The 6,285-nt window shown below is 63.4% G+C and carries 9 protein-coding genes; 5 read left to right on the top strand and 4 right to left on the bottom strand.

Annotated features, from left to right (window positions below; all coding sequences use genetic code 11):
- Positions 1 to 415 precede the first annotated feature (415 nt).
- The gene (gene zapE / locus G6020_RS14775) at positions 416 to 1,279 is read right to left on the bottom strand and encodes an AFG1/ZapE family ATPase (RefSeq protein ID WP_182611133.1); all 864 of its coding nucleotides are present in this window, start codon (positions 1,277 to 1,279) and stop codon (positions 416 to 418) included.
- Between the two features lie 124 nt (positions 1,280 to 1,403).
- On the opposite strand from zapE, the gene G6020_RS14770 reads away from it, so the two are divergent.
- The 3 genes from G6020_RS14770 to G6020_RS14760 all read left to right on the top strand — a co-directional run bounded on the left by G6020_RS14770 (position 1,404) and on the right by G6020_RS14760 (position 3,056).
- Entirely contained in the window at positions 1,404 to 1,907 is a 504-nt protein-coding gene (locus G6020_RS14770; protein WP_182611132.1) for a TetR family transcriptional regulator, read from the top strand.
- Positions 1,904 to 2,527, top strand: a complete 624-nt coding sequence (locus G6020_RS14765) for a class I SAM-dependent methyltransferase (RefSeq protein WP_182611131.1) — start codon at positions 1,904 to 1,906, stop codon at positions 2,525 to 2,527. Before G6020_RS14770 ends, G6020_RS14765 begins: the two co-directional genes overlap by 4 nt.
- Positions 2,528 to 2,621: 94 nt before the next feature.
- A complete protein-coding gene (locus tag G6020_RS14760; protein ID WP_182611130.1) occupies positions 2,622 to 3,056 on the top strand; it encodes a DUF6653 family protein in 435 nt (144 codons plus the stop codon).
- A gap of 19 nt (positions 3,057 to 3,075) precedes the next feature.
- Here the strand turns inward: G6020_RS14760 and G6020_RS14755 are convergent, their stop codons facing one another.
- The 3 genes from G6020_RS14755 to G6020_RS14745 all read right to left on the bottom strand — a co-directional run bounded on the left by G6020_RS14755 (position 3,076) and on the right by G6020_RS14745 (position 5,359).
- Positions 3,076 to 3,405 carry a hypothetical protein gene (locus G6020_RS14755; RefSeq protein WP_182611129.1) on the bottom strand — a complete coding sequence of 110 codons (330 nt, stop codon included), beginning with the start codon at positions 3,403 to 3,405 and terminating at the stop codon, positions 3,076 to 3,078.
- Positions 3,406 to 3,635: 230 nt separating this feature from the next.
- Positions 3,636 to 4,193, bottom strand: a complete 558-nt coding sequence (locus G6020_RS14750) for a CAP domain-containing protein (protein ID WP_241732745.1) — start codon at positions 4,191 to 4,193, stop codon at positions 3,636 to 3,638.
- A gap of 923 nt (positions 4,194 to 5,116) precedes the next feature.
- Positions 5,117 to 5,359, bottom strand: a complete 243-nt coding sequence (locus G6020_RS14745) for a hypothetical protein (protein ID WP_182611127.1) — start codon at positions 5,357 to 5,359, stop codon at positions 5,117 to 5,119.
- A gap of 34 nt (positions 5,360 to 5,393) precedes the next feature.
- Between G6020_RS14745 and G6020_RS14740 the strand changes: the two genes are divergently transcribed.
- Together G6020_RS14740 and G6020_RS14735 are read left to right on the top strand one after the other, a co-directional pair.
- Positions 5,394 to 5,630 (top strand): hypothetical protein, encoded by a 237-nt coding sequence (locus tag G6020_RS14740; RefSeq protein ID WP_182611126.1) that lies wholly within the window; start codon positions 5,394 to 5,396, stop codon positions 5,628 to 5,630.
- Between the two features lie 211 nt (positions 5,631 to 5,841).
- The coding region (locus G6020_RS14735; protein WP_194306158.1) for a hypothetical protein at positions 5,842 to 6,285 on the top strand (444 nt) is incomplete at its 3' end.

Here is a 6,285-nt window from a genome sequence, read left to right as displayed (position 1 = left end):
ATGCCTCGTGACCTGCACTGTCCACGGAACCGCAAAGCTCGACAACTACGTCTGTAGAGTCAACAAAGCCTGTAGCCTTCTGACCAGCATCTATGCACGTCCCAGAACTTCTAGATTGACCGAGCCGTAGCGGGCGGACTCATGATGATTCTGGATTTCGCCTGGTCAAGAGGATTTTGACGTCCAAATAGCTGGTTCAACCGTCAATCTAGAAGGTGATTTCGTCAATCTAGACCGCACAGCGACAACTGTCGCTGTGCAATCCAGATTGACAAGAACCGCCGGTGCAGACTGCCCGAACTCGGGCATCCGAGGGGATGTTGTCAAAGTAGCGGGGCTGAGCGTTGATTTGGCCGGGAGGATCCCCGTCCGCGATGAGCAAGCTGAGTGCAGGTGGGGCTGATCGGCCAGTGCGTCAATGGTGAGGGGCGCGCAGGCTTCGCAAACGACTGACGGTTCTGGCGACGTCTAGCGGTGGAAACGCCGAGGCGGCCAGGTCGTCGGGCAGTCCCTGGGAGTGGATCGTCAGCGGGGCGTCAAGGTCGTACGCGACGTCAACGAGGTTGGCCAGGCGCTGCCCTGGCTCCCGGCCGATTTGTGCAGGGTGCGGAACGTCATGGATGACGAGAGGGCTTCGGTCAGCTAGGAGGGTGAGGTAGTCGCTGGTCGACCACGGGAGCTCGCAGAGCGCGGCGAAGGTCGTCTCTGTTGTTCGCGTTCCCATTGGTTGCGCCAGGACAGGCAGCCTTCGGTTTCCCAGCGTGAGTGATGAGGTCGCGGGCTTGTGCGAGAGGGGCGGTAGCCATCCTCCCGCAGTGAAGCCATTCAAGCTGGTGATGGCGGTTGCGGTGGCGCGATGGTCAATGCCCTCATCGAGATCAATTACCGCGAACCTGGACCGGATGAGATCTATGACAGGTTCGGCGGCAGCATGCAGGAGAGGATTGGGCAGAAGCTCGTCGGGCACATAGTTCGACGTAGCCACCACTCGAACCCGATGAGAACACCACCAGGTCAGTGCACGATGTAGGTAGATCGCATCGGCGACATCGTGCACGTAAAACTCGTCAAAAAACACAGCACTAGCCCGACCTGTCAGCGCTCGTACCGTTATGTCCAGGTCGCGCCCGTGCCTGGGCAGCTCAGCATGGACTGCGCGGAAGAACTCTGCACAGTGCCACCGCACCGATTTGGGCACGTCCCTATGGACTGAGTCGAGCAGTGTCGTCTTCCCACTACCAGGCGGCCCGTAGACATAGACGTCGCCGCGGCCGCCCATCGACTCCCTCACCTCGCACTGGCGTGCAGTGAGCCTGGTAGCGCCAGCCGTTCGGCTCCTCGCCGGAGGTGTCCACATAGCTGAGACTCTAGCTTCCTAGAGGGTCTGGCGGTAGGCTGGGCCCGTGCCCGAGCGACCATCACGACGAGACCAGATCTGCCAGGCCGCTATCGCGTTAGCCGCCCGAGGTGGAAGCCATGCCCTCACCCACCAAGCCATCGACGCAGAGCTCGGCATAGCCAAAGGGTCGACCTCGTACTACTACCGCACCCGCGCAGCCCTCATCGCCGGAGTATCCGAGTTCCTCGCTGCGCAGTCGCGCGCGGTGTTCCACGACCTATTGGCCCGACACGCAGGAGAGAGCCCGGACACCGTGATCGACACCTACCTTGCCGACCTTGCCGCCACCCGGCGAGACCACGTTCGCGCGCGCCTCGCCCTGGCCCTGGACGCCGATTGCGGAGCGGACCAGCGGGCTGGGCTCGCCACGTGCCTCTTCTCCCCCAAAGAGGCAGTGACACTCCTGCGCTCGCAAGCGCACCCGCACCCTGAAGTCGGCGCATCCGAGCTACTTGACCGCCTCGAAGGCCACATTCTGCGCACCCTGATACTCGCTGGCCCCGCATGAACAGGCAGTCACGCACACCACCCGACGCGGACACGGTGCACTCCGCTTACTCCGCCCGCGCGCACGAGTACATCGACCTACTCGGCGACATCGACACCACGGCACCCCAGGACCGGGCGCTGGTCACCCGCTGGGCTCGCGGCTGCACGGGTCGCGTCGTCGACATCGGATGCGGTCCCGGCCACTGGACTGCTTACCTCACCGACGCTGGGGTCACGGCCGAAGGAATCGACCCGGTGCCAGAGTTCGTCGACCACGCCCAACGCACCTATCCGCAGGTGCAGTTCCGTCAGGGGACATTTGACGATCTGGGCGGCCTTCCGGACCCCTTGGGCGGGGTCTTCTCCTGGTACTCACTGATCCACCTCGACCCCGGAGACGTACCCGGAGCACTGGAGACGATGCGCGCGTCGCTGGCACCGGGAGGTCGCCTGCTCCTTGCGTTCTTCGACGGAGACCACGTCGAGGAGTTTCCCCATGCTGTGGCGGCCGCCTTCTACTGGCCCCTGACCACGATGATCGACACCGTTCACCGTGCAGGCTTCACAGTCACCCATCGGGAGCATCGACACGATCCCGGTCATCGGCCCCACGCCGCGCTACTCGCCCACCGAGACTAGGAGCCCCACGGTGGGCCGGGTGTCGCCGTCGCCCCTCCGGATGAGAGTCGTGATTCAGTAGCCGCTCCGGCGACCGAGGTGCAAGGCTGGATTCGTGGCTTCCGAGGACGGCTTCTACGCTCGCATGTTCCGGCGGCACGCTCATCCGGTCAGTGCATGGTCGAGGCTCCTGAGCGCCCCACTGCTGCTGGTCCCCCTGTGGACTCGCCTGTGGTGGTTGTACGTGCCGATCGGCGCGTGGTTTGCACTCAACCCAGTGATGACCCCGCCCGCTCACAACGTGAAGTCGTTTGCGACACAAGCAATCCTGGGCGAAGAGTCCTGGTCTCGGGACCCCAGGTCCGAGCCGATGGTCCTGGCCCTGGCTGGCATGGCCAGTACATCGCTCGTGTGCGCCATGGTGGCCAGCTACAAGCACAGAAAGACCAGTGCGGTCGCCTGCATCGGGATATTCCAGGCGCTCACGTTGTGGCAATGGAGGCTGTGGGCGGATCGATTCACCCGCGAGACACGCGGGACTGCCCACTGATCCCAGCCGCTGCCGCAGCTTATCTCGGCACGTGCTGATTTGTTAGGGCGAGCACCTTGGCGAAACCTGCCAGGTAATCCCTGCTGCGTCGCGCGGCCTGCTGTTCCACGAGCTCGTCGGCAAGCACCTTCGGCACGGAGGATACGTCGACGGCGAGGTGTTCGAGCGCCACAGCCGCGGCGACCGCCTGCCCTTCGTAGAAGGCCAGGTCGGGGAGGACCACCTCAAGGGCTCGAGATAGTTCGCCAGCAGCACGCTCTTCGATCATCGTGGTCACGGACGCGCGGTACTGCTCAAAACGGTCCTGCGCCTCTTCGAGATCCCGTCGCAGGTCGGATGGGTCAAGCATCGGCGCGAGGGTCGGTGCCGGCAGTATCCACGGGCGCGCCGGTCGCGTCGTCAACGACCATCTCCAGGTTCACACTGTCACTCTAAGCCCCCTTGAGTGACAGCATTCGGGCCACCATCGAACCCATTCGGCGTCAGGTGTCTCAACGCCTCGAAGAGCAGGAGTTCCTCAGATCCGGTGTCCCCCAAGGAGCGAGCTCACACACCATCTCTCCGGACTCGGGGCACCGACTATCTCTCCGCTATCGGAGTAGCAAAGTGCTGGACATAAAGATGCGCCTCTGGGAGGCCCTGGTACGCAGCCGTCCGCACGCAGACGCCCACCCTGGTGAAGTCCGGGTTGACGACGTTCTCCCTGTGACCGGGACTCTGCATCCAGCTGTCGACCGGATCGGGTCCGCCCGGAGTTGAGTAAAATAGGTTCTCTGCAGCAGTGGAGTAGTCGACGCCGGCCCCACGGATAAACATGAACGGATCGCCACTGCCATCAGGCGCAAAGTGCCCCCAGTAGTCCCTCGCGATCATGTCGTCCGCTTTCGCGCATGCACTGTCTCGGAGCATCTCACTGGCGTCCAGAGTCGGAATACCGTTCTCGCCCCGCTTCACGTTCGTCTGCTCTTCCACCGGCGACGGATCTGCCGGGGGTTCGACTTCAGCCTGACTCCACGAGTCAACCGACGGGAGTTCCCGGTTCACCGCAGCGTCCCACTCTGCACAGCCGCTCCCCAACATCGAGGCCACCAGAAGTGGCGATGCGGCCGCGACCCTCGAGACTGTCCGATTGCTCATCCTGATCACCCGGTCCGAATGTACCGACGGTGGCCAATGCACGACGACCTGGTCGAGCGAGTCCTCACCGCGAACGCCCCAGAGGGCCAGAGTAGATACCGGAGAGAGGGCGTCGTCAGGGTCAGGAAAACAGCCAGCCAGACGGCGGACCCGGCGAGTTCCCGTCGCGATGTGTCGGGGTGGATCCACGGGACTCGCAACGTCTGTAAGAACGCCAACCCGCCGAAGCAGCGTAGACCGTGGTGGCGGCGACCCAACCCCAGGTGGTCGCCGCTGCCACCGGCAGTAGCCCCCGGGCCGCGACCACTACGAACCACACGACCAGGAACGGACAGGAGGAGTCTTCGTCGGTCCGTGTTGCGGGTGCCGGCTGTGATTCCGCCTGATCGGCGAAGTCGGAGGCGAACAGCCCATCTGGCTGCTCGAGCATCTACCACCGGGCTTCGTAGCCCTTCGGGGTCCGCAAACTACCGACCAACATCACGGCTCCGGGATCGAATGCACGGGACCGCAGGCCCCCAAGTGCCCAGAAGCGGTCCTCGGTGTCAGCGGTCCTCGGCGTTGGCGGTCCGCTCCGGTACCGAGTCGGGGGCAGTCCATGCCATCAGGGCGGCCACGCGCCGCTCCAACGCCGCGATCCGCTCCCGGCTCAGCCATAACCTGAAGTTGCAATCATTACGCACATCTTGCAATTGCGTTGTAGTGCGAACATTTAGCTGGTGTCGCGGTAGAGCGGTTCACGCCTGCGCGGGGTCGCGGCGTATCGTAGGTGGAGCACAGAATTTGCGGATGCTGTGAATCCAGGTGCACTCGTTTGGGTTTTGGGATCTGGCGCTTTGCTGCGATTTTGCAGAACTCCGATCAGAATGGATTTCCCCTGTGAGCCTCGAGTTTCCTCCGCGCCTGTTCCGTGACCCCGCTGTTCAGATCGCCATCGCTCTCGGTGCCGCTGCGATGGGTGCGGGCTTGGCCATCGGCCCCTCCGGTTCTCTCGGGCCGGGAGGAGGCAGCACCCTGCCGACTACAACGACCATGACCGCGCCCCCGACGACGACCGCACCGACGACACCGACGACGACCACGTCCACAACCACGGCGACGACTGTCCCGACGATTCCGACAACTTCGACCACTCCCGTGAACCCGGCAAGCAACTTCACGGTCACGGCAACTGGCACCCCCGGAGTAGTCGTATTGAAGGTGACCGGCATCGCGCCGGATACGTCACTTGTAGAGCTCAACTACGGGGGCGAAAGCGTTGGCTACGTGTACACAGAGGAAGGCCCTTACGCGTTCTCCAGCTACGGGTCCTTTGGTATCACGACTCCGACGGTAGAGGTCGAGATCGTCTACATAAGTTGCACCAGGAACTGGGAAGAATGCGACCCTGACGATGGGCAGAACTTCCCTGTCACGGTTGGGGTCGATTACAACTAGCGACGATTCTGCGCGTGCATCCAAAGTAGGCATTTCTAAAGGAACTGGCGCGTCTCGGGCGACTAACACACCACACCCAGGCATCAGAGTTTCATTCCGCCCGAACCATCGTGCACGACGTCGGCTCTGCTTCCGAGGCCCCGGTCGTCAGCTCGGCGGTCGGGATCGCCCCCGGTAAGCCGGAGTTCGACTACAACTCGACACTCATCGCGTGCTGCTGTTCGTCGAATCGCGCCGCCAAGTGGCCGAGGTCCTCACCCGATACTCTCAGGTAATGCGTGTGTCGCCGGATGGATCCTTCCATGGGCTGCGTGAGTCGCACCTGTGCCGTGCGGCGTGTCGGGTACCCGCGGACCCGGGCCCATTCGATCGCCGCTATGTCGCGCTCCACCCGGTCATCGATTATCGGCCCTACATCTCCGCATCCCCTGACGTGTTCCCCCCTGGCCATCCGGGATACAACCAGGGCGTCGCGGCTGACCTGCAGATCCCGCAGGTGCTGCGGGATGAGATCGAAGACTGGATCGGCCAGTTCAAGGCATACTTCCATCACCTCGGTGACAGGCCGGTTGATCAGCCCGTGTGGTCGGACGGATTCGACGAGATGGCCTGGCTCGACCGCGGCCACGCACTGGCCGAGCGCCTCGGGGATCAG

The sequence above is a fragment of the Dietzia sp. B19 genome (assembly GCF_014145155.1).
In the GTDB taxonomy this organism is placed as follows: domain Bacteria; phylum Actinomycetota; class Actinomycetes; order Mycobacteriales; family Mycobacteriaceae; genus Dietzia; species Dietzia natronolimnaea.
Note: the sequence above shows the minus strand (reverse complement) of the source record. Positions and strands in the feature narration are given on the sequence as shown.